This is a genomic window from Stenotrophomonas sp. 1337 (assembly GCF_031455455.1).
GTDB classification, from domain to species: Bacteria; Pseudomonadota; Gammaproteobacteria; order Xanthomonadales; family Xanthomonadaceae; genus Stenotrophomonas; species Stenotrophomonas indicatrix.
Genome location: NZ_JAVDSR010000014.1, coordinates 22,639 through 43,598, shown reverse-complemented (window position 1 = coordinate 43,598; position 20,960 = coordinate 22,639). Strand labels below are relative to the sequence as shown.

Sequence of the window (20,960 nt, the reverse complement as noted above, 5' to 3'; positions counted from 1 at the left end):
GTCGCCTTCAGTTGTAGATGATGTGGAAGTAGAAGAAGCGGCCGTAGTCATCGATCTCGGTGCGGAAGCGCCCGTTCGGACCGGTGCTGTAGGTCGGCTGGGTGTTGAACAGGTTCTTGGCCTCGTACTTCAGCGTCACGTGCTTGCTGACCTTGTGGCTGAAGGCCAGGTTGAAGGTCATGTATGGGTCGTAGTACGAATCCAGCCACTGTGTATCGCCGAAGTCGACCAGCATCCGGCTGCGGTAGGTGCCGGATACGCGCAGCTGCGAGCTCTTCCATGGCATGCGCCAGATCACCGAGCCGTTCACCGACCAGTCCGGCTGGTACAGCAGGCGGTCCAGGCGGCGCTCGCTGCCGTCGCTGATGCGGTAGTTGGTCTGCCCGTGCAGGCGGGTGGCATTGAGGTACATGTCGAAGCGGTGGCGGCCCCACTGCAGGTTGCGGTTGGCTACCGCGAACTCGACACCGCGCAGCGTCGACTCATCTGTGTTCATCGGCTGGGTGATCCGGTAGCGGATGTCGCCGACGTTCTCGAACGTGGTCAGGGTGTAGATGTCGTCCTTGATGACCTTGTCGAACAACGCCACCGAGACCAGGCCGTTGTTGCCGTTGAAGTACAGGTCCCAGGCAAGATCGAGGTTGGTCGAGCGGCGCGGCTGCAGCGAGGCATTGCCCTGCTTGATGGTGCAGAAGCCTCCGCCCAGCTCGTCGTCGCCGCAGCTGGTGCTGGTGGCCTGGGCGATGTTGCTGGGCGTCGGCCGGCCCAGCGTGCGGCTGGCGGAGAACCTCAGGCGCTGGTCTTCGCTCAGCTTGAAGGTGGCGTTCAGCGACGGCAGCAGGTTGTTGTAGCCGCCACTGCTCTTGCGGAACGCCGACGTGTAGGTGGTGCCACCATCCTCACTGAACGGGCTGAACGCATCGAAGGTGGTGTGGTCGTAGCGCAGGCCGCCGATCAGCAGCAGCCGGTCCCAGGCGTAATGCGCCGACACGTAGGCGTTGGCAATGCCTTCCACGTACTTGTAATCGCTGGTGAAGTCGGCATTCGGGTACGCCGCATCGTTGTTGCCCAGCTTCGGGTACAACTCGTCATGCCACTTGCGGTTGTCGATCAACGGGAAACCGGGAACGCTGCCAAGCAGGGTCGAACCCGGGTACAGATAGTCATTCAAGGTCGCGCTGGTCTTGTAGTAATCGAAATCGATGTCCTGCCAGATCTTCAGGTGGCGATACTCGGCACCGGCAGCCAGACCGAAACCGCGTGCATCGGCATCGATGTTGTAGCTGAAGTCGGCGCGCAGGTTGTCGATGCTTTCCTTGGCGTCGCGCGGCGAGATATAGGCCTGCGCCGGATTCAGCTTGAACGCCGAACTGGTCAGCAGGCTGGAATCGGAAACACCCACGGCGTTCGGAAAGCCATGGCTGTCGTTGGCATAGTCAACGAACAGGTTGCTCGGGTAGGCGCGCACGCCCCAGTAGACCTGGTTGTTGTGGAAGGTCTCTTCGGTGTGGCCGGCACGCAGGGTCAGCCGCGAGAGGCCACCGATATCCCAGTTGAAACTGGCGATCGCGCCGCGGTTGCTGCGGTCCCAGCGGTCGTGGCGGTTCTTGATGTAGATGCTGTTGATCTGGGTGGTGCCGCCGTCCTCGCTCTGGTTGCGTATCGGGAACTTGGCGTTGCCATACAGATCGGTCTTGTTCATCGTCGAGTTCTCGTAGAACCGGTACGAGTACAGCAGGAGAGAGGCATAGAACGGGTCGTCCGATGGCTTCCATTCCAGCTTGGCCGAGCCACCGAAGTTGGTGATGTAGTTGGTGTAGGTGCCGGTGCTGAAGTTGCCCGGCGCGCGCAGGCCGTTCCAGCCTTTCGCCTCGTCGGGGCCGGTGGTTCCATCGGTGAGGTACTTGCCGGCATCGTTGTAGTAGTAGTTCGATTCCACCCAGCGCTTGACGCTGTTGCGCGAGCGCTGTTCGTAGCGCGCGACCGCGACGATGCCGAACTGATCATCGCCGCCGAACTGATTGGAGAACACCGCTTTGGCGCTCTTGCCGAAGTGGCCCAGGGTCTTGTGGTCGCCTCCCGCGCTGCGCCCCACATTGGTCTCGGCCGTGGAATGGATGCCGGCCACGTCGGCGAACACGTACTTGCCGGAGCGGTCAAAGGCGCTGCGGCTGATGATGTCGATCACACCACCGATGGCATCCGGTGCCTGCTCGGCGCTGAAGCTCTTGTAAATGTCGGTGCGGGTGCCGATGTCGCTGGGAATCAGCTGCAGGTTGTTCATGCGCTCGCCGGAGCCACTGCCGCCCACGCTTGCGATCGCGATGCCGTCGATGGTCGTGTAGTTGAGATTGGCCTGCACGCCGCGCACGGTCACGTAACGCGGCTCGCCCGCATCTTCCACCGCACTCAGGCCGGGCGCGGCCATCAGGCTCTCGGCCAGCGTCTCATCGCCATAGCTGTCCATCTCGTCGTAGATCACCGAATCCTTGATCACCGGCGAGGTCTTCTTCTGGTCGATGACCTCATGGGCGGCGATCACCTTGACCGTGCCCAGGGTCGGGGCCACCACCGCTTCCGGTGGGCGCGATGCCGGTGCGGCCTGCCGGCTTTCCCGCGAGACCGGTGCCGCGTCGATGGCGATCACGTTGCCGTCCACCACCGTGTAGCGCAGGCCGGTGCCGGCCAGAAGCGTGTCCAGCGCCTGCTTGACGGTGGCTCCTCGCGGTACCGCGCCCGCCATGGGTGCAGCGCCCGCGCCGGCATACAGGAACTGCACGCCCGAACTGCGTGACAGCTGCTCCAGCGCCTGGCTCAGCGGCTGCGCGGCGATCGCTGCGGTGACCCGGGTCTCAAGCCCATTGGCCGACGCCGCCTGTGCATGCGCACCCAGACAGGGAGACAAGGCCAGTACCACCGACAGATAGAGCTTCTTGCGCATCACGGTTCCTTGGAGGAGAGAGGATTGCTGGTACCGCGTCGGCAGGCGACGGCGGCTTCTCCCAAGTAAGAGCCGGCATCGGCGGAAGTGGAGAACGCCGATTCGATGAATTTTTTCTGACAGCCCTTCGCCGAACCGCGATCAACGGCTGGACACCCACACCGTGTCCGCTTCGCGGCGGATGACGAAGCGCGCGTCCCGCTGCAGGAATGCCTGCAGCGCTGCGACCCGGTGCGCCTCCAGGCTGCCTGACAGGCGCGCCGCGCGCGCCGCGTCATCGGTCAGCCGCACCTGTACCTGGTTGTGGCGGTTGAAGGCAGCCGCCACCTCGTCCAGCCGCTCATCGCGGAACGACACCCGGCGCTGCTGCCAGTCCAACAGCATGGACATCGGTATTTCCAATGGCTGCACCGCATGGCTGCGGTGATCGACCTGGACCACCTTCCCGGCAGGCAGCTGCGCCAGCCGTCGTTGCCCGCTGCCGGCGGTCCAGACCTCCACCTCGCCGGACACCACGCCGATGCGCGTACTCTGCAAACGGCGCGAGACATCGAACACGGTGCCGATGTCGCGGATCTGCAGATCGCCAACCTGCACCTCGAACGGCCGGTGATCCGCTGCGATATCGAACGTGGCCTCGCCGCTCAGCAGTTCAACCCGACGGCTGAACCAGCCGATGTTCACCCGCAGACGGCTGTCTGCGTTCAGGCGCACCTGCGTCCGGTCAGCCAGCACCACCTCACGCAGTTGCCCGTGGCCGGCGATCAGCATCTGTTCGCGAGGCATCAGCCACGGCACCAGTCCGGCCACCAGCAACAGGCAGCAGGCCACCGCAGCCACCCGCCTCCAGAGTGGCCGGCGTGATCGCGATGCGACCACGGCGTTCGGCACGGGCACCGGTACGGCAAACAACGGCACGACTTTCGCCGTTGCCGGCAGCTCCGGCAACGCGGCCCTGTCCCCCTGCTCCTGTCCGTACGCCACCATCACCGCGCCTACCTGCCGGTGCACGTGCAGGACATGCAGGTACGCGCGTATGTGTTCGGGAGAGCGCTTCATCCATGCCATGAACTCGTTGCGCTGAGCGGCGCTCAGGTCACCCTCGCGATTGCACAGGAACCAGTGCGCGGCCTGCTCGGCCACCTCGTCATCCATCGCTGCAGGCTCCTGCCGGTTCATCCATCCTTCCCGGCGCCGAGCGCCTTCCTGCAGGCATCCAGTCCCTTGCCGATGTGCTTGCGCACCATGTGCACCGACACATCCAGCTGTGCCCCCACCTGCCGGCAATCCAGCCCATCGCGATAGTGCAGCTCCATCACCCGCCGCGTTGTCGGCGGCAGTTGCGCGATGGCGCCGCGGATTCCGCTCCAGCGCTGTGCCCGCTCGAAATCAGCTTCGATGTCCTCCTCGCTGCGCAGTACCTCGGCCAGCAGGTCGACGTCCTCGATCTGTGGCAGGCCGGAGCGCGAGCGTGCCTGTTCACGCGCCAGGTTGGCCGCCACCGCGAACAGATAGGCTTCGGGGTTCTCGATCGCCTGGGCATCTTCGCCGGTACTGCGCAGCAGCCGCAGGTAGACCTCCTGGGCCAGGTCCTCGGCATCGGCAACCTGTGAACCACGCCGAAGGAAGAAGCCACGCAGCAGGCGGCGCTGCAAGGCGTAGCTCTTCTCCCAGATCCTGACGCTGTTCACAACCGACCAACCACCCCGAGGCTGGAAAACCCAGCAGGGTGCACACCAACGATGACATCCGCATTGCAGCGCTGCATGGCCAAGCGAAGGTTCGCGCAGACCCAATCGTCGCCCGTCTACCCGCCAGCCGATACGGCGCCTACGCTTGTCCCCTCGGCAGCCACCACGGCCGCCCCCGCGCCACGGACCTGCCGGCGCGACTCCGCTCCAGAGCTGTCGCCCTGCCGGCGGTGCCGTGCAGGTGCAGAACCGGCGCTCTCTGGAGACGCAGCATGAACCAGGCACATTTCCCTCTCGACGCCGATCCGCAGGAAACCCGCGAATGGCGCGAGTCCCTGCAGGCGGTTATCGAGGCCGGCGGCCGCCCCCGCGCGCACTATCTGCTGGACCAGCTCGATGCACTCGATGTGCAGCAGCATGGCGACCTGCACACCCGCGCGTGGACCGCCTACACCAACACGATTCCCCCCGAACGCCAGCCCGCCTACCCGGGTGACCTGGCCATCGAGCGGCGGTTGAACGCGATGATCCGCTGGAACGCCATGGTGATGGTGCTGCGTGCCGGCAGGCATTCCAATGTCGGCGGCCACATCGCCACCTACCAGTCCGCAGCAGTCATGTATGACGTGGGCTTCGATCACTTCTTCCGTGGACGGACCGAAACCTTCGACGGCGACATGATCTACATCCAGGGTCATTCGGCCCCGGGCATCTACGGCCGGGCGTACGTGGAAGGCCGCATCAGTGCCGAGCAGATGGACAACTTCCGCCGCGAAGCCGGACGCGAGGGCCTGTCCTCGTATCCGCACCCGCGGCTGATGCCCGGGTTCTGGCAGTTTCCCACTGTGTCGATGGGCCTGGGCCCGCTGACGGCGGCCTATCAGGCCCGCTACATGCGCTACCTGGAATACCGGGGGCTGAAGCAGCACCAGGGCCGCAAGGTCTGGGCCTTCCTTGGTGACGGCGAAATGGACCAGCCCGAATCGCTGGCGGCCATTTCGCTGGCCGGGCGCGAGCGCCTGGACAACCTGGTGTTCGTGGTCAACTGCAACCTGCAACGTCTGGACGGACCGGTGCGTGGCAACGCCAAGGTGATCCAGGAACTGGAAGGCACCTTCCGCGCCGCGGGATGGAACGTGATCAAGGTGATCTGGGGCAGCGGCTGGGACGAGCTGCTGGCACGCGATCACAGCGGGCTGCTGCGCCAGCGCATGATGGAGTGCGTGGATGGCGACTACCAGACCTTCAAGTCGCAGAGCGGCGCCTACGTGCGCGAACACTTCTTCGGGCGCTACCCGGAACTTCTGGCGATGGTGGCGCACATGAGCGACGACGAGATCTGGGCACTGGCACGCGGCGGCCACGATCCGCAGAAGGTATTCGCCGCCTACCAGCAGGCGGTGAACACCAGCGGTCGCCCGAGCGTGGTGCTGGCCAAGACGGTGAAGGGCTTCGGCATGGGCGAGGCCGGCGAAGGCCAGAACATCAACCACCAGCTGAAGAAGATGAGCGCCGACGCGGTGCGTGCGTTCCGTGACCGATTCGACCTGCCGGTCAGCGACGGGCAGCTGGAAGAGATGCCCTACCTGCGCCCGCAACCGGGCAGCGCCGAGGCGCTCTACTTCGCACAGCGTCGCCAGGCGCAGGGCGGCCAGCTGCCGGCACGGCTGACCCAGGTCGATCCGTTGCCGCTGCCGCCGCTGTCCACGTTCAACGTGCAGTTGCAGGGCAGCGGTGATCGTGGCCAATCCACCACCATGGGCTTCGTACGCATCCTCACCACCCTGCTCAAGGATCCCGAACTGGGCAGGCTGGTGATCCCGATCGTGCCCGATGAATCGCGTACCTTCGGCATGGAAGGGCTGTTCCGCCAGATCGGCATCCATTCCTTCCTGGGCCAGCTGTACACCCCGCAGGACGCCGGCCAGCTGAGCTATTACAAGGAGTCCAAGGACGGCCAGATCCTGCAGGAAGGCATCAACGAATCCGGCGCTATCTGTTCGTGGATCGCAGCGGGCACCGCGTACAGCAACCACGGCCTGGCCACGATTCCGTTCTACATCTTCTATTCGATGTTCGGCCTGCAGCGCGTCGGTGACCTGGCCTGGGCAGCGGCCGACGCGCGCACCCGTGGCTTCCTGCTTGGCGCCACCTCCGGCCGCACTACCCTGATGGGCGAAGGCCTGCAGCACGACGATGGCCACAGCCACGTGCTGTCCTCGGTGATTCCAAGCTGCGTGTCCTACGACCCGACCTACAACTTCGAACTGGCAGTGATCATCCACGACGGCCTGCGCCGCATGTATGTGGACCAGGAAGACATCTACTACTACATCACCCTGCTCAACGAGAACTACCCGCACCCTGCACTGCCTGGCGGCGCCGAAGCCGGCATCCTGAAGGGGCTCCATCTGCTGCGTCCCGCTGCTGCCGACAGCACGGCACAGCCTCGCGTGCAGCTGATGGGCAGTGGCTCGATCCTGCGCGAGGTGCTGGCCGCCGCCGATCTGCTGCAGCAGGATTTCGCCATCGCAAGCGATGTCTGGAGTGCCACCAGCCTGACCGAACTGCGCCGTGATGGCCTGGCTGCCGAGCGCTGGAACCTGCTGCATCCGGCCGACGAGCCGCGCGTTCCCTACGTGCAGCAGTGCCTGCAGGACCATGCCGGCCCGGTGGTGGTGGCGACCGACTACATGAAGATCGTCGGCGACCAGATCCGCCCCTTCATCAACGACCGGCGCTTCATCGCACTCGGCACCGATGGCTTTGGCCGCTCGGATACTCGCGAATCGCTGCGCACGTTCTTCGAAGTCGATCGTCACTTCATCGTACTGGCGGCACTGAAGGCCCTGGCCGATGACGGGCATGTGGAACGGGGCCTGCTGCAGCAGGCGATCGACCGGTACGGCATCGACACCGGCAAGCGCGATCCCGCCGCAGCATGACAGAACAGCAACGGCACCCGCAGAGCACGCTTCTGTGGGTGCCGCTGCATCACATCACTACGGCAACCGCTTGAACAGGTTGGTCTGCAGGATCGGCGTGCCGTCATGGCCGAAGAAGGCCTTGGTCTCGGTCATCGTTGAACGATCGGCGGCCACCGTGTACACGCGGGTGGATGCCGGCGCGCCATGATCGACCAGCTGCATCACCAGCGTATTCGGCGCTGGCAGTTTCAGCGTTGCCTGGTTGGCGCCGTAGCTGCCGGTCAACGCCGCGGGCGTGCCATCCAGTGCCAACGTACCGTCCGATTTCATGGTCTTGCCATCATGCAGGACGATGTCCACGTGCGAGCTCCACCTGCCCGCACCGGCATCCTTGAATTCCAGCACGACCTGTTGCGGCCGCTGTGCCTCAGGGAGTGCGGAAGTGGCGATCTCCAGCGACCAGCGGCCGAGCAGGGGCGAAGGCAGAGCGTCGGCCGCCTGCACCGTCGATGCCTGCAGCGAAAGAAGGGACAGCAGCACAGCAGAAAACAGCTTCATGTGAGTCTCCTGTCGAGTGAAGAACCGTCTGCGCAACGTGCACGATCGCCACACTACCCGGACTCTGCAGCCACCGGGGCAGGCGCGTAACGAACTGCATCACAGTCCGGCAGTCCGATCCGGGGCCAGGCCCCACGGGGTGAGCATTCATCGAGGTGATTCCGCCGCGCTCAGCCGTTCCATCCCAGCCCGCGCGGTTCGTTGCTGAAGCCTGCGGCCCGCAGCGCGTCCACCAGCGCGCCGCGATGCACCGGCACATCATTGATCCGTTCCAGGGTGAAGGACAGGCGCCGCCCCCGGCGCAATGCCACCGCCAGGGCCTGTGCAGCGGCAACCAGAGTATTGGCCGCATCCTCTGCCCCGCCCTCGATCCAGCTGGACAGTTGCCGCCCGCCCTGCGCCAGGTACAGCAGCAACCGGCCGTTGCCGATCACCACCATCGCACCGGAACGCCGCAGCGGACGTGCACCGGCCACCGGCTGCGGCCACGGCAGCAGGCTGCCGAAGGGATTGGCCGGATCCAGCGCTGACAGCGCGACGACCGACAGCTCACGCGGCACACGCTCGGACAGCTCGCGCAGATGGTCGATGGTGCCGCGCTCTGCAAACTGTGCTCCGCCCAGCCCCGCCACGAAGCGGCCGCGCAGGACCTGCCCAGCATCTTCCATGCCTCGATAGACAGGCTGCAGTGCAGGGAACCCACCGGTTACCGCTTCGGTCATTGCCGCCGCCCGGGTCACCACCCGGTAGCGATCAAGCAGGCTTTCGCCCAGCGCCAGCGCCCGCACGGTGTCGTTGCCGCGCTCGCGGGGCAGCAACGACCATCGCCCCGCCAGGGTCGGCCCGCTGGCAATGGCCGGGTCCAGCGCCGTGGCCCGCGCGTCCAGCATCGGCATGAAGCGGAAACCCCGCGTGCGCCGCGAGGCCGACGCAACGCGCGCCCGCTGCTGGCGCACACCGGCCAGGGCCCGCAACGGCGACCACAGGTCGCTGCTCACTTCGCCCCTCCAGGCCAGCTGCCATAGCGCCAGCTGGAAGTCCTCGGCCGCCGCCGCACTGCCGGCCAGGCGTGACTGCACCTGCGTGGCCAGCTGCCGCGCGAAGTAGGCGCCTCCATCGGCCAGGACCTGCACGATGGCGTCCTGCATCGGTGTACGCAGCGCCGGATCCGCTTCCGGCAGCAGCGGCAACGTTTCGGCGGCATGTTCCTGCAGGTGCAGCGACACCAGGCCGTCGTCGTCACCCAGCCGCCCGTGCCCGGCCCACAGCACCCTGCCGGTGGCCAGCAGCTCATCAAGCAGGGCCGATGCGTAGTCGCGCACCCGGGCCGGCAGGACCTGGTGTTCCCACACCGAAACCGGCAGCGGCAACCCCGCCAGCTGCTCGACCACACGGGCAACGCCGTCGCTGCCCTCAAGCATGGCCGCAACGGCACCATTGCGGGTACGCCCGGCGCCGCCTTCCAGCAACACCCCCTGCCCCTCCAGCAGCAGGCGCACATAGGCTGCCGGTGGCACCGGCCGGGTGGCTTCACGTGCGGCCTGCAGCGAACGCAGGCGCAGACGCTGCAACACATCTTCGCTGACCCATTCGTGCACTACGTCCGGCGACGGATGCACCCGCTCATTTCCCTGCTGTCGCCGCGCTGCGCCGAAATTGCCACGCAGCACCCGCCCCTGCTCCTGCAGCCTTTCCAGCGCGCCGTCGACCACCGCCACACCCAGCCCGAACCGCTTGGCCAGCGCGCTGCTGGTGAAGGGCGCATGCGTACGTGCGTGGCGGGCCAGCAGATCGCCGAGGGGATCGGGCATGCCTGCAAGAAACACCTCGGGCAGCCCGCCCGGCAGCGCCGTACCCAACGCATCGCGCACACGTGCGGCGTCCTCCACGGCGACCCACTGCGTGTGGCCGGCAATTGAAGCCGGGATGGCGCGCTGCTGCGCCTGCAGCGCTGCCAGGTGCACTTCCACGCATTCCGGATCGGACAGGCGCAGCGCCAGGTCCAATGCAGGCAACGGTCCCAGCTCGCGCAGCAGGTCGGACACGCCTTCCATGCCATGGGCCCTGCGCGCAGGTTCCAGCCGCTGCAGTTCACGTTCAACCTGATCGACCACCCCCGCATCCAGCAGTTCGCCCAGGTCTACCTGGCCCAGCAGCTCGGCGAGCAGGCCACTGTCCAGTGACAGCACCGAGGCGCGGCGCTCGGCCAGCGGCACGTCCGCCTCGTACATGAACTCGGCGACATAGCCGAACAGCAGATTGGCCGCGAACGGCGAAGGCACCTCGGTCGCGACGTCCAGCAACTGCACCTGACCGCGTTGAACGCGTTGCATCAGCGCGTCCAGCGCATCCAGGTCGTAGACATCCTGCAGGCACTCGCGGGCGGTCTCGATCAGGATCGGGAACTCCGCATGGGCCTGCGCGATTTCCAGCAACTGGCCGGCGCGCAGGCGCTGCTGCCACAGCGGCGATCGACGCCCCGGCGTGCGACGCGGCAACAGCAGTGCGCGCGAGGCACACTCGCGGAAGCGCGCCGCGAACAGTGCCGAATGACCGACCGCCGCGGTGATCGTACGGCGCAACCGCTCCGGTTCGAACACGAACATGTCCGCCCCCGGAACGCGCCCGGTACTGTCGGGAATCCGCGCGATGATGCCATCGTCGCTGGCGACCACGGCCGGGTCGATGCCCCAGCGTTCGCGCAATCGTGCTGCCACCGCCAATGCCCACGGATCATGCACGCGGCGGCCATACGGCGAATGCAGCATCACCCGCCAGTCGCCCAGCTCGTCGCGGCAACGTTCCACCACCAGGCGCAGATCGGTGGGCAGCACGCCCGTGGCCTGCCGCTGCTCGGCGACCAGGCCGAGCATGTTGCTGATCGCGTTGGCGTCCAGGCCACTGGCCTGCAGGCGTGCGTGCAGCGCCGTCGCAGGGGTGTCACTGCTATCGATGTGCGCCTCCAACGCGGCGAGAAACGCGCCGATGGCCTGTCCCAGTTCGGCAGGGCGGCCCACACCTTCGCCACGCCAGAACGGCAGGCGCGCCGAACGTCCGGGCGCAGGCGTCACCACCACCTGATCGTGGGTGATCTGGTCGATCCGCCATGAGGTCGCGCCCAGCGTGATCACATCATTCACCCGCGACTCGTGGACCATCTCCTCGTCCAGCTCACCGACGCGGCGCGATCCGGCCCGCTCTTCTCCTTCAGGCAGCACCACGCTGTACATGCCACGGTCGGGAATGGTGCCGCCGCTGGTAACCGCCAGTTGCTTCGCACCAGGGCGAGCGCTGAGCTCACCGCTCTGCCGGTTCCATACCAGCCGCGGCCGGAAGCCGGCGAAATCCTCGGACGGATAGCGGCCGGAAAGCATGTCCAGCACGGCGTCGAAGGCACTGCGCGGGAGTGAGCGGTACGGCGCGGCACGACGTACCCGCGCATACCAGGCATCGGCCTGCCACGGCTCCATCGCCACCGCCGCCACCGTCTGCTGGGCCAGCACATCAAGCGGGTTGCGCGGCGGAGCGATGGCCTCGATGCGTCCGGCCAGCATGCTGTCCACCACCACGGCGGCATCGATCAGGTCGCGCCGCGTACGCGGATACACCAGACCGCGGGACATGCCACCCACCTGGTGGCCGGCGCGACCAACGCGCTGCAGGGCGCTGGCCACCGACGGCGGCGCGGCCACCTGGATCACCAGGTCAACCAGCCCCATGTCGATCCCCAGCTCCAGGCTGGACGTGGCCACCACGCAGCGCAGTGCACCCGATTTCAGCGCCTGCTCGATCTCGCCGCGCTGCTCCTTGGAGACCGACCCGTGATGCGCGCGTGCAATCAGTGCCGGCGCAGCGGAGACCCGGTTGACCGTACTGCCGGTGAAAGAGCCATAGGCCAACCCGTTACCCGAATCGCCACGGATTGCGCCGTCTTCGCCACTGCGTCCGGCGTGCAGCTCGTTCAGGCGTGCGGTCAGCTTTTCGGCCACGCCACGCGAATTGGCAAAGACAATCGTCGAGCGATGGCGCAGCACGTTGTCGAGAATGCTTGCCTCCACGTGCGGCCAGATCGAGCCGATCCGCGCGCCGCCGTCGCGCTCCCCGGGCGTGCCCTGCGTAGCCAGGCTGGACATGTCTTCCACCGGCACAACGATGCGCATCTGCAGCTGCCGCGCCGAGCCGGGTTGGACCACGCTCACCGGGCGGTCGCCGCCCAGGAACGCCGCCACCTCGTCGACCGGCCGCACCGTGGCCGACAGGCCGATGCGCTGCGCCGGTTCGTGCAGCAGCGCATCCAGCCGTTCCAGGCTCAGCGCCAGATGCGAACCGCGTTTGCCACCGGCCACTGCATGGATTTCATCGAGGATGACGGTCTGCACATCGCGCAGGATCTCGCGTGCCTGCGAGGTCAGCATCAGGTACAGCGACTCGGGCGTAGTGATCAGGATGTCCGGCGGCCGCCGCACCAGGCCTGCACGTTCACTGCTGGAGGTATCGCCGGTACGCAATGCGACGGTCAGCTGCACCGCCGGCTCGCCGCGTCGGGCGCGCTCGTCGGTGATGCCCTGCAGCGGCACCTGCAGGTTGCGCTGCACGTCGCTGCCCAGCGCCTTGATCGGCGACAGGTAAAGCACGCGGGTTCGCCGCACCGGCTTGGCCAACGGCGCTGCGCGCGCTTGCCGATCACGCTCGGCGAACAGCTGGTCGATGGCATGCAGGAATGCGGCAAGTGTCTTGCCCGATCCGGTTGGCGCGATGACCAGGGTATGTTGCCCGGCACCGATCGACGACCAGGCCTGATCCTGCACCGGCGTGGAGGCGTCGAACGCGGCACGGAACCAGGCCTGCGTCGCGGGATGGAAGCGCTGCAGCGGGTCCTGCGGGGAATCAGGCGGCGTCATGGTGCGTCGATCATACCCAGCTGCGGCCCGTTGGCCGGGCCTTGGCTGGCGCTGGCTGCATCAGGCAGCTGATCCGGGGTCGACAACAAAGGCCCGGAGCGTAGCCATCCTGCCGTCACGGAAACGCCAGACGTCGCTGCAGGAAGGTAGCCTTCTTCGCACTGGTCATCGCGTGCTCCGCTCGGCGGTCATGGTGCGAACCTGGCACCGCGATCGTGGGCCGCAGGTCAACGCGACGCACAAAGAAAACGCCCGCAGATCCAGGATCTGCGGGCGTTCTTTTGCATCTGGCGGAGCGAGAGGGATTCGAACCCTCGATAGAGCTTTTGACCCTATACTCCCTTAGCAGGGGAGCCCCTTCAGCCGCTCGGGCATCGCTCCGGGGTTTTCTCCGCGTCTGGTGCGTTGCACCTCAGCGGGGCGTGAATCATAACGTTAATCACGCGCGAAGGTAAAGCCTTATTCCGCAGAATTTTCACCACCGGTGCTGCCGGCTTCGTCACCACGCTGGATGCGCTGGTAGATCTCTTCGCGATGCACGGCGACGTCCTTCGGCGCAGTGATGCCGATACGCACCTGGTTACCCTTGACGCCAAGCACGGTGACGCTCACCGAGTCACCGATCATCAGGGTTTCGCCGACGCGGCGAGTCAGGATCAACATTTTTTTAAGTCTCCATGGAACCGTGTGGAAGGGTATCCCCCACCGGCTTGACGCTCCGTCAAGAAGCGCGCCCACGACAAAGGGAAAAGATTCGCAATGGTACCGTCAGCCGTCCCGCTCCTACAAGGAGGGGGACGGCAGGGATTCATCACAGGCGGGGGCTGACCCATTCGACGACCGCAGCCAGCGCGGTAGCAAGGGCGGGCCCGTCCTCGCCACCACCCTGGGCGAGGTCCGGGCGTCCGCCGCCCTTGCCCCCGATCTGACCGGCGATATGGGACAACAGTTCCCCGGCCTTGACCTTGCCCATTGCACTGCCGTTCACGCCCGCGACCAGCGCCGCCTTGCCGTCCTGGGCACCGGCCAGCACGATCACCGCGTCGCCCAGCTGCTGCTTCAGGCGGTCCATGGCATCGCGCAGGGCCTTGGCGTCGAAGCCTTCCAGGCGGACAGCCAGAACCTTCACACCGGCGACCTCGACGGCCTGGCCGGACAGGTCGGCGGTGGCGCCGGCGGCTACCTTGGCCTTCACGGCCTCCAGCTCGCGCTCCAGCTGCTTCTGGCGCAGGCCCAGCGCACGGATCTTTTCGACCACGTCGGCAGCACTGCCACCCAGCAGCTCGGCGGCCTCGGCCAGACGGGCCTCCTCGGCATCCACGTAGTCCAGCGCGCCCTGGCCGGTGACGGCCTCGATACGACGCACACCGGCCGAGACACCGCCTTCGGAGGTGATCTTGAACAGACCGATGTCACCGGTCCGGTTGACGTGGGTGCCACCACACAGCTCGGTGGAGTAGTCGCCCATCTTCAGCACGCGCACGTTCTCGCCGTACTTCTCGCCGAACAGGGCCATCGCGCCGAAGTCCAGCGCTTCCTGCATGCCCATGTTGTGCACTTCGGCGGCGTTGTTGGCGCGCACCTGCTGGTTGACCTTGCGCTCGACGATCGCCAGTTCCTCGGCGCTGATCGGCTGGAAATGCGAGAAGTCGAAGCGCAGGCGGTCCGGCGCCACCAGCGAGCCCTTCTGCTGCACGTGGGTGCCCAGCACTTCGCGCAGGGCAGCATGCAGCAGGTGGGTCGCCGAGTGGTTGAGGATGGTGGCGCCACGGCGCTCGCCATCGACCTGGCCGGACAGCACGTCACCGATCTTCAGGCTGCCCTGGGTGATCTTGCCGACGTGGCCATGGAACTGGCCCGCGAACTTCTGGGTATCGCTCACCTGCAGCTGTACGCCGGCAGCGGACAAGGTGCCGGTGTCGCCGACCTGGCCGCCGGACTCGGCGTAGAACGGGGTCTGGTTGGTCAGCACGATGACCTCGTCACCGGCCTGGGCAGCTTCCACCGGGCGGCCATCCTTGAGGATCGCGACCACGCCGAGGCCGTCGGCCTGCAGGCGGTCATAGCCCAGGAAGACAGTCGGCTTGAGCGTGGCGACCAGATCGGCCGACAGCGTCACGCCACCGCCGAACTTGCCGGCGGCACGCGCGGTCTCGCGCTGCGTCTCCATCGCGGCGTTGAAGCCGTCAATGTCCACGGTCAGGTCACGCTCACGGGCGATGTCCTGGGTCAGGTCGAGCGGGAAGCCGTAGGTGTCGTACAGGCGGAACGCGTCCACGCCCGGGATCACGCCATTGCTGACCTTGGCCGCAACGTCGTCGAAGATCTTCATGCCCGAGTCCAGCGTCTCGGCGAAACGCTCTTCTTCTGCCTGCAGGGCACGCACCACGATATCGGCCTGTGCCGGCAGTTCCGGGTAGGCCTCGCCCATCTGCTCGACCAGGGTCGGCACCAGCTTGCTGAAGAACGGCTGGCGCACGCCCAGCATCCAGCCGTGTCGCAGTGCGCGGCGGATGATCCGGCGCAGCACGTAGCCGCGGCCTTCGTTGGACGGCAGCACGCCATCGACGATCAGGAACGAACAGGCGCGGATGTGGTCGGCGATCACGCGCAGCGACTTGTTTTCCAGATCAGCGGTGCCGGTCAGCTCCGATGCCTTGCGGATCAGCGCCTGGAACAGGTCGATCTCGTAGTTGGTATGCACGTGCTGCAGGATCGCGGCCAGGCGTTCCAGGCCCATGCCGGTGTCCACGCACGGTGCCGGCAGCGGCATCAGCGTGCCGTCCTGCTGGCGATCGAACTGCATGAAGACCAGGTTCCAGATCTCGATGAAACGGTCACCGTCCTCGTCCGGCGAGCCCGGCGGGCCACCGGCGATATGGTCACCGTGATCGTAGAAGATCTCGGTGCACGGACCGCAGGGACCGGTATCGGCCATCTGCCAGAAGTTGTCCGAGGCGAACGGCGCGCCCTTGTTGTCGCCGATGCGGACGATCCGGTCTTCCGGAATGCCGATCATGTCGCGCCACAGTGCGTAGGCCTCGTCGTCGGTCTGGTAGACCGTCACCAGCAGGCGCTCGGCCGGCAGCTTCCAGACCTGGGTCAACAGCTCCCAGGCCCAGGCGATCGCATCCTTCTTGAAGTAATCGCCGAAGGACCAGTTGCCCAGCATTTCGAAGAAGGTGTGATGGCGGGCGGTGTAGCCCACCTGGTCGAGATCGTTGTGCTTGCCACCGGCACGCAGGCAGCGCTGGACGTCGGCCGCGCGCACGTAGCTGCGCTTTTCCGCGCCCAGGAACACGTCCTTGAACTGCACCATGCCGGAGTTGGTGAACAGCAGGGTCGGATCGTTGCCCGGCACCAGCGGCGCCGACGGCACGATGGTGTGGCCTTTGCCCTTGAAGAATTCAAGGAAGTCGCTGCGGATCTGGGATGTCGTGAATTTGGCGGATGCGTTCATGGGGGCTGGCAGTCTGCGGGCCGGGGCCCGTGCCGCCGGCCGCAGTGGCCAGGGTCGAACGGACCGCCGAAACCCCAAAGGGTATCAGGCCCGGCGCCATCAGTCTCAGTCGTCCGGATCGTAGCGGGTCGCGCGGCGGATGCTGTCGCCATCGAAGCCCCGGCGGGCCAGCAGATCGGCGGCCTTGCGGCGCTGCGCGAGGTCCTGCGGACCGGCCTCACCAAAGCGGCGACGGACCAGATCCCGGGCATTCTCCGTCCAGTCGCCCTCGAAGGTATCCATCGCAGCAGTGATCTGCTCGCTGTCCAGCCCGTGGGTTCCCAGCTCGGCACGTACATGGATGGGGCCATAACCCGTATTGGCGCGCATGCGCACCAGATTCTCGGCAAACCGGGTGTCGTCCTGCCAACCTGCCTCGGTCAGCTTGTCGACCGCCGCCTGCGCAGCCTCGTCCTCGATGCCCCGGGACGTCAGCTTGCGGGTCAGCTCCTTGCGCGAGTGCTCACGACGGACCAGCAGGCCCAAGGCGCGCTGGACAGGCGTCTGTTCGCGTACGCGGCGCTTACGGCCGGGTGCCGGGGCGTCGGAATCGTTCATTCTCGCCTTCAATCAAATGCGCCGTCCCTGGCGCGTCCCCCGTCGGGGAAACCGAATCTGCAGGACAGGGCGACGTCACTGACGGCGCCGCCCTGCCCCACAGCAAGCCTTTACTCGTCGTCGCCTTCGTCTTCGCCTTCCTCACGGACGGCTTCGGTCGGCTGGAACTTCTCGCGCAGCTCAGCCTCAAGCTTGGCGGCAACCTGCGGGTTGTCGCGCAGATAGCCACGGGCGTTGTCCTTGCCCTGGCCGATGCGCTCTTCCCCGTAGCTGTACCAGGCACCGGCCTTCTCGACCAGCTTGGCTTCGACACCCATATCGATCAGCTCGCCTTCGCGGCTGATGCCTTCGCCGTACAGGATCTCGGTGATGACCTGCTTGAACGGGGGCGCCAGCTTGTTCTTGACGACCTTGATCTTGGTCTGGTTGCCGATGATCTCGTCGCCCTTCTTGATCGCGCCGATACGGCGGATGTCCAGGCGCACCGAGGCATAGAACTTCAGCGCGTTGCCGCCGGTGGTCACTTCCGGGCTCTGGCCCGGCATCATCACGCCGATCTTCATGCGCAGCTGGTTGATGAACACCACCAGGGTGTTCGAGCGCTTGATGTTGCCGGTCAGCTTGCGCAGCGCCTGGCTCATCAGACGCGCCTGCAGACCCGGCAACTGGTCGCCCATCTCACCTTCGATTTCAGCCTTGGGGGTCAACGCGGCGACCGAGTCGACCACCAGGATGTCCACCGAACCGGAGCGCACCAGCATGTCGGCGATTTCAAGCGCCTGCTCACCGGTATCCGGCTGCGACAGCAGCAGATCGTCGACATTGACGCCCAGCTTGCCTGCGTAGATCGGGTCCAGCGCGTGCTCGGCATCGATGAAGGCGGCGGTGCCACCCAGCTTCTGGCACTCGGCGATGGCCTGCAGGGTCAACGTGGTCTTGCCGGAGGATTCCGGACCGTAGATTTCCACCACGCGGCCCTTGGGCAGGCCACCAATGCCCAATGCGATATCCAGCATCAGAGAACCGGTCGGGATCGCCTCGACGGGCTCGACCACGCGGTCGCCCATGCGCATCACCGAGCCCTTGCCGAACTGCTTTTCGATCTGGCCCAGAGCTGCAGCGAGGGCGCGCTTCTTGTTCTCGTCCATCGGATTGGTCCTTGCAGAGGTCACGTCGTTGGAGGTGCTGTCTTTGGAAGTCTTCTTGGCCATGGGTTCACTTTAAGGCTGGCGTATCGCACAGGCTGAGATTCTGCCCGGCGTTCGGAAAAAAATTATCGGACATCCGTACCAACCTCAGCAGAACCAGAGAATCGCCACAAAAGACCGCGGGAATTGCAGGATGAATCGTCAACGGTTCGGTCGCAGCAGCCCGCAGTACAGGCCCTCGATCGAGAAATCCTGGTCCGGAAGCACGTCAATCGGCTTGTAATCGGGATTGCGCGGCAGCAGGCGGATGCGATCCTTGGCGATCTTCAGCAGCTTGACGGTGATCTCGTCATCGATGCGGGCCACCACGATCTGCCCGGAATGGGCATCGCGGGTCCGGTGCACACCGATCAGGTCGCCATCGAAGATGCCTTCGTCGATCATCGAATCGCCCTGCACTTTCAGCAGGTAGTCCGGTGCCGGCGAGAAGAACACCCGGTCCAGCACCACGAAATCATCCGAGCCGATGTCGGCGCCGATCGGCAGACCCGCAGCAACCCGACCCAGGATCGGCAGACGCAGGACGCTGTCGGGCAGGCCCGGCTCGGCGAGCTTCTCCACCGGCGGTGCCTGCACCAGACGGATGCCGCGGGCCTGGCCCGGCACGCGACGGATCGCCCCGGCCTGCTCCAGCGCCTCCAGGTGATACTGCGCTGCGCGTACGCCCTTGAAGCCGAAGGCACGCGCGATTTCAGTCTGCGAAGGGGGTGCGCCTTCGCTCTCGATACGCTCGGCGATCAACTGCAGGATCGCCTGCTGGGTGTCGGTCAGGTCCATGGTTAGTAGTATTACTACTAACACCCAGGACTGCAAGTTCCGAGGGCGATTCCGGCAGGAGCGAAAGCCGCCGGGCATGGCCCGGCGCTACCGGGAATGCGGCGTGGCTGGTTGGGGGCGGCAAAGGCAGAAGCAGCCGACCCGCGGTCGGCGCTACAGGAATCGCTGCGCGATGCCACGGTTCCCGGCGGGAACCACCGCGGTAATCACACTACGTGTGCTTGCCGCTTCTCCAGATCGAGAACAGGATCCACACCCCGCAGAACCCTGCGCCGATGAAACCGCACACGCCCAGCGCCAGCAGCCAACGGCTGGAAACGCCTCCTACGCTGTGCATCACGATCGAGGAGCCGATGATCAAGGCTGCCGTGACGATCCCCATCACCAGCCGGTTCGCGGCGCGGTTGACCTGGTCGCCGAAGCCCTGCAGCGCGTTGGTCTCGACCTTCAGCTGCAGCCGGCCACGGCGCGCCGCCTGGACCAGCTTGCGCAGGTCCCGCGGCAAATCACCGGCGAAGTCGATCATGCCGAGCAGGCTGCGTCGGCCACGCTTGAACAGCGCCCGCGGCGCATAGCGCTGCAGTACCACCCGCTCCAGGAACGGGCGCGCGGCGCTGGCCATGTCGAAATCCGGGTCGAGCTGGCGGCCCATGCCCTCCAGCGTCAGGAAGGCCTTGATCATCAGCGCCAAGTCTGCCGGCAGGGTCAGGTTGTAGCTGCGCAGCAGCTGGGTGATGTCGCCCAGCATCTGGCCGATGCGCAGGTCCTTCAGCGGCACGCCGCGGTACTGGTCGACGAACAGGCTGATGTCGTGCTGCAACCGGTTCTCGTCCACTTCCACGCCACCGGCCCAGTCCAGCAACACATCGGCCACGCCCTGCGGATCCTGTTCGACCAGACCATGCAGCAGCTGCGCGACCTGGAAGCGACGCACCTCCGACAACGCGCCGACCATGCCGAAATCGATCACGCCGATGCGGCCGTCGCGCAGGTAGATGATGTTGCCCGGGTGCGGATCGGCATGGAAACTGCCGTCCTCCAGCACCATCTTCAATACGATGTCGGCGCCACGCCGGGCCAGTTCACGGCGGTCGATGCCGGCCGCATCGACACCGGCCAGATCACGTCCGGCAATGCCGTCGACGAAATCCTGGACATTCAGGCTTTCGCAGGTCCATTGCCAGTGCACCGCCGGAATCAGGATGTCGTCACGGCCCTCGAAGTTGCGCGCGATGCGCTCGGCGTTGCGGCACTCCGCGGCAAAATCCAGCTCGCGGCGCAGCGACACGGTGAACTGCTGCACCACCTCGGCGGGCCGGTAGCGGCGCAGATCCGGCAGCCGTGCCTCAACGATTTCGGCCAGCCGTGCCAGCAAACGCAGATCGGCTTCAACCACGTCACGGATACCAGGGCGACGCACCTTCAGCACCACTTCGCGGCCATCACGCAACCGCGCCCGATGGGCCTGGGCCAACGAAGCTGCGGCCATCGGGGTTTCATCAAGGAAGGCAAACACCTGCGACGGAGACGCACCGAGGTCGGCCTCGAGCTGTTCGCGGATCTTCTCGTAGGGCAATGCCGGGACGGCGTTCTGCAACTCGGAGAGTTCGGCGATCCAGTCCGGCGGCAGCAGGTCGACGCGGGTGGCGAGCACCTGGCCCAGCTTCACGAACGTCGGCCCGAGATCCTGCAGGGCGCTGCGCACGCGTACCGGCGCGGTCATCCGCAGCATTTCCTGCCGCTCCTCGTTCCAGTGCAGCAGGCGGCCGGCACGTTCCAGTACCGTGGCCAGGCCGATGCGCCGCACGACGTCGCCGAAGCCGTAGCGGATCAGGACGGCGGCAATTTCCTGCAGCCGGCCAAGGTCACGGACGGTGCCCAGCGTCTCCCACATCGTTGC

General features: G+C 66.1%; 12 protein-coding genes and 1 tRNA gene. 1 reads left to right on the top strand and 12 read right to left on the bottom strand.

What is annotated here, in order from left to right:
- Positions 1–7 precede the first annotated feature (7 nt).
- From J2X70_RS17350 to J2X70_RS17340, 3 genes are all read right to left on the bottom strand, one after another.
- Positions 8–2,941 (bottom strand): TonB-dependent receptor, encoded by a 2,934-nt coding sequence (locus tag J2X70_RS17350; protein WP_309911397.1) that lies wholly within the window; start codon positions 2,939–2,941, stop codon positions 8–10.
- Between the two features lie 141 nt (positions 2,942–3,082).
- Complete coding sequence (locus J2X70_RS17345) at positions 3,083–4,120, bottom strand: FecR domain-containing protein (RefSeq protein WP_309911395.1); 1,038 nt, start codon at positions 4,118–4,120, stop codon at positions 3,083–3,085.
- A complete protein-coding gene (locus tag J2X70_RS17340) occupies positions 4,117–4,632 on the bottom strand; it encodes a sigma-70 family RNA polymerase sigma factor (RefSeq protein ID WP_309911393.1) in 516 nt (171 codons plus the stop codon). The genes J2X70_RS17345 and J2X70_RS17340 overlap by 4 nt, the downstream gene beginning before the upstream one ends.
- Before the next feature lie 272 nt (positions 4,633–4,904).
- Here J2X70_RS17340 and aceE point away from each other — a divergent pair, with 272 nt between their 5' ends.
- Entirely contained in the window at positions 4,905–7,577 is a 2,673-nt protein-coding gene (aceE, locus tag J2X70_RS17335; RefSeq protein WP_309911391.1) for a pyruvate dehydrogenase (acetyl-transferring), homodimeric type, read from the top strand.
- Between the two features lie 57 nt (positions 7,578–7,634).
- Here the strand turns inward: aceE and J2X70_RS17330 are convergent, their stop codons facing one another.
- The 9 genes from J2X70_RS17330 to ubiB all read right to left on the bottom strand — a co-directional run bounded on the left by J2X70_RS17330 (position 7,635) and on the right by ubiB (position 20,954).
- Complete coding sequence (locus J2X70_RS17330) at positions 7,635–8,117, bottom strand: LuxR family transcriptional regulator (protein WP_223482240.1); 483 nt, start codon at positions 8,115–8,117, stop codon at positions 7,635–7,637.
- Positions 8,118–8,287: 170 nt separating this feature from the next.
- Positions 8,288–13,018 (bottom strand): ATP-dependent helicase, encoded by a 4,731-nt coding sequence (locus tag J2X70_RS17325; protein ID WP_309911388.1) that lies wholly within the window; start codon positions 13,016–13,018, stop codon positions 8,288–8,290.
- Between the two features lie 288 nt (positions 13,019–13,306).
- Positions 13,307–13,399 (bottom strand) — tRNA-Ser (locus tag J2X70_RS17320).
- Between the two features lie 78 nt (positions 13,400–13,477).
- Complete coding sequence (gene csrA, locus J2X70_RS17315; RefSeq protein ID WP_025878924.1) at positions 13,478–13,681, bottom strand: carbon storage regulator CsrA; 204 nt, start codon at positions 13,679–13,681, stop codon at positions 13,478–13,480.
- Positions 13,682–13,829: 148 nt separating this feature from the next.
- Positions 13,830–16,478: an alanine--tRNA ligase gene (alaS, locus tag J2X70_RS17310; protein ID WP_309911386.1), complete on the bottom strand. Its 2,649-nt coding sequence runs from the start codon at positions 16,476–16,478 to the stop codon at positions 13,830–13,832.
- Positions 16,479–16,583: 105 nt separating this feature from the next.
- Positions 16,584–17,075 (bottom strand): recombination regulator RecX, encoded by a 492-nt coding sequence (gene recX, locus J2X70_RS17305; protein ID WP_025878922.1) that lies wholly within the window; start codon positions 17,073–17,075, stop codon positions 16,584–16,586.
- Positions 17,076–17,185: 110 nt separating this feature from the next.
- Positions 17,186–18,223: a recombinase RecA gene (gene recA, locus J2X70_RS17300; protein WP_025878921.1), complete on the bottom strand. Its 1,038-nt coding sequence runs from the start codon at positions 18,221–18,223 to the stop codon at positions 17,186–17,188.
- 201 nt (positions 18,224–18,424) lie between these two features.
- The gene (lexA, locus tag J2X70_RS17295) at positions 18,425–19,060 is read right to left on the bottom strand and encodes a transcriptional repressor LexA (RefSeq protein ID WP_025878920.1); all 636 of its coding nucleotides are present in this window, start codon (positions 19,058–19,060) and stop codon (positions 18,425–18,427) included.
- Between the two features lie 211 nt (positions 19,061–19,271).
- Positions 19,272–20,954, bottom strand: a complete 1,683-nt coding sequence (gene ubiB, locus J2X70_RS17290) for a 2-polyprenylphenol 6-hydroxylase (protein ID WP_025878919.1) — start codon at positions 20,952–20,954, stop codon at positions 19,272–19,274.
- Positions 20,955–20,960: the final 6 nt, after the last annotated feature.